This window comes from Caulobacter sp. P1_B12_2, assembly GCF_056406675.1.
Genome location: NZ_JBFTZS010000545.1, coordinates 1 through 2,757 on the forward strand (window position 1 = coordinate 1; position 2,757 = coordinate 2,757).

3 protein-coding genes are annotated in these 2,757 nt (G+C 72.7%); 1 reads left to right on the forward strand and 2 read right to left on the reverse strand.

The window, feature by feature from the left end; translation table 11 throughout:
- Window positions 1-802: hypothetical protein (locus AC1DZ6_RS22995; protein ID WP_477099431.1), on the reverse strand; the 802-nt coding region annotated here is incomplete at its 3' end.
- Between the two features lie 154 nt (window positions 803-956).
- Here AC1DZ6_RS22995 and pdxR point away from each other — a divergent pair.
- The gene (pdxR, locus tag AC1DZ6_RS23000; RefSeq protein WP_477099433.1) at window positions 957-2,363 is read left to right on the forward strand and encodes a MocR-like pyridoxine biosynthesis transcription factor PdxR; all 1,407 of its coding nucleotides are present in this window, start codon (window positions 957-959) and stop codon (window positions 2,361-2,363) included.
- Here pdxR and AC1DZ6_RS23005 read toward each other — a convergent pair.
- Window positions 2,360-2,757 (reverse strand): response regulator (locus AC1DZ6_RS23005; protein WP_477099432.1); only part of this gene is annotated, 398 nt, incomplete at its 5' end. The genes pdxR and AC1DZ6_RS23005 overlap by 4 nt on opposite strands.

A 2,757-nucleotide genomic window follows, 5' to 3' on the forward strand; every position in this document is an offset into this window, starting at 1 on the left:
GATCCAGGACGTTGTCATCCAGGTTGCCCACCCCCGCCATGGTCGGCCACCAGGTCTGGTCTCCCCCGAAATCGACCCATTCGGTGCTGCCGGCCAGGCGCTCCTTCAGCCGGCGGTGACGCACCTTCCACTCGCCGGGGCGGGCGTCGAAGGCGTTGGGTCCGTCGCGCTTGTCGCCAGCGGGCGTCCAGGCGGCGGCCGCGACCGGCTCACCCGCCTTGGGCCGGGTGAAGTCGGTGATCCAGTTGACGGCCCAGGTCCGGCCGCCGTCGGTCGATAGGGCCTGCTCCCAGTGGGCCGTGGCCGGCGTCGGGCGGGTCCAGACCACCCGCACGCGGACCGGCTTTCCGTCCCGCGTCTCGTCGGCATAGAAGCGGCCCACGCCGTTCTTGAAGCCGCCCTTGATCGGCTTGCCCAGGTTCGCCCCCGGGTCGCGGCCGTCCAGCCACCACACCGCCCACTGCCCCGTCTTGGGATCGTAGGCCCGCAGGCTGACGCCGCGATACGGCCCGTCCGGCGCCTGGAACAGGTTGTCGCCGGAATTGGCCCAACCGCCCGCCAGGGCTCGCTGGGTGACCACGCCCTCGAACTCGACCCAGTCGCTAGAACCGGCCTTCAGCTTGCGGTGATGAGCCTTCCAGTCGCCGCGCAGGAAATCGAAGTCGTGCAGCCCCGCCAGATTGGCGACCGCCGCCGGCTTGACGTTGTCCTGCGACGCCGCCGCCGGGCCGCAGACGCCCACCGTCATCGCCAGCATCGCCAGCATCGCCATCGCGACCACGCCGCGCCTGTATGCCGCCATTTGGTATGCCGCCATCGGAACCTCTCTGATCTGCAGGGCGATGATCCCCACGGCGCGCGCGGGCGCGAGAGCCAATCGCCGCGACTTTCGGGGCGCCAATGGCGACCCGAGATCGCCCTTGAGAACGATGGGGGAGACGCGCACAAACGTGGCGATGAACGCCGTGCTCGAACTCGCGATCCAGCTGCCGCCCGCCGGGTCGCGGGACGTCCGCCGGCGGCTGCACGAACAGCTTCGCGACGCCATCGCCTCGGGCCGCTTGGCGCCCGGCGTCCAGCTGCCCGCCAGCCGGGCCCTGGCCGACCGCCTGGGCTTGTCGCGCAACACGGTGATGGCGGCCTATGACCTGCTGCTGAGCGAGGGCCTGATCGTCTCGCGGCCCGGCGCCGGCGCCTTCGTCGCCGCCCAGGCGGAATCCACCGCCGGCGAGGCCTCCGCCCGGCGGACGGCGGCGCCCGACGTCCCGGCTCTCTACAACCTGCGCCCCGGACGGCCCGACACCGCCAGCTTTCCCTACGACATCTGGGGCCGGCTCACCGGGCGGGCCCTGCGCCAGTTCTCGCGGGCCACCACAAGCTACCGCGAGCCGGCCGGCCAGCCCGCTCTGCGCGAGGCGATCGCCGGCCACCTGTCGTTCACCCGCGCCATCGCCTGCTCGCCGCGCGAGGTCATCGTCACGGTCGGCGCCCAGCAGGCCTTCGACCTGCTGGCCCGCACCCTGCTGACCCCGGAGCGCCCGGTGGTGGCGGTCGAGGATCCCGGCTACCCGGCGGCCCGCGAGGCCTTCGCCGCCGCCGGGGCGCGGATCCATCCCGTGCGGGTCGACGTCGAGGGGCTGGTGGTTGACGAGCTGCCCGACGACGCGGCCGTGGTCTGCGTGACGCCCTCGCAGCAGTTTCCGACCGGCGTCGCCATGTCGCACCGGCGCCGCGCGGCCCTGCTGGCCTTCGCCGCCGAGCGCGGGGCGATCATCGTGGAGGACGATTATGGCGGCGAGTTCCGCTTCGACGACCCGCCCCTGGACGCCCTGCGCACCCTCGACCGCCAAGGGGGGCGCGAGGGGGGCCGGGTCTTCTATGTCGGCACCTTCTCCCAGAGCCTTCTGCCGGCCCTGCGCATCGGCTTCATCGTCGCTCCCGAGCGGGACCGCGAGGCCCTGGCGGCCGCTCGAGAGCGTAGCGACTGGCACGGTCCGGCCATCGAGCACGCCACCCTGGCCGCCTTCATCGCCGAGGGCCATCTGGCCCGCCACGTGCGCCGGATGCGCAAGGTCTATGCGGAACGTCGTGCGACCCTGCTGCGGGCGCTGGAGGTCCATTGCGGCGACCGATTGATCCCGCTGCCAGCCTCAGCCGGCCTGCACGTCGCCGCCTTGCCCCGAGCGCCGCTGGACGCCGTGGCCGTGGCCGCCCGCGCCGCGCGACTGGGCGTGGCGGTGGAAGTCCTGGAAAGTTTCGCCGTGGCGCGCCCGGCTCCGTCTGGCTTCGTGCTGGGCTTCGGCCAGATCGACGTCGCCGGGATCGACCCGGCGATCGCCCGCCTGGCGGAAGCGCTCGGCTAGTCGACCGCGCTCAATTCCACCGAGCCATGCGCCATCCGGGTCCGCGCCAGAGCTTCCAACAGCTGGGCCGGCCGCACCGGCTTGGCGATGTGCAGGTCGGCGCCGGCGGCCTTGGCGGCCGTGACGTGCTCTTCCATGGCGTTGGCGGTCAGCATGATCAGCAGCACCGGCGGCGCGCCGGCGGCGGCTTCGCGCTCGCGGATCAGGCGGGTGGCGGTCAGGCCGTCCATCACCGGCATCTGCATGTCCATCAGGATCGCGTCGAACGCGCCGGGCGTGAAGGCGTCCAGCGCCGCCTGGCCGTCCTCGACCATGGTCAGGGCCACATCGAACGGCTGGAGGATGATCTCGACGACCTTGCGGTTGGTGGGATGGTCTTCGGCCACCAGCACCC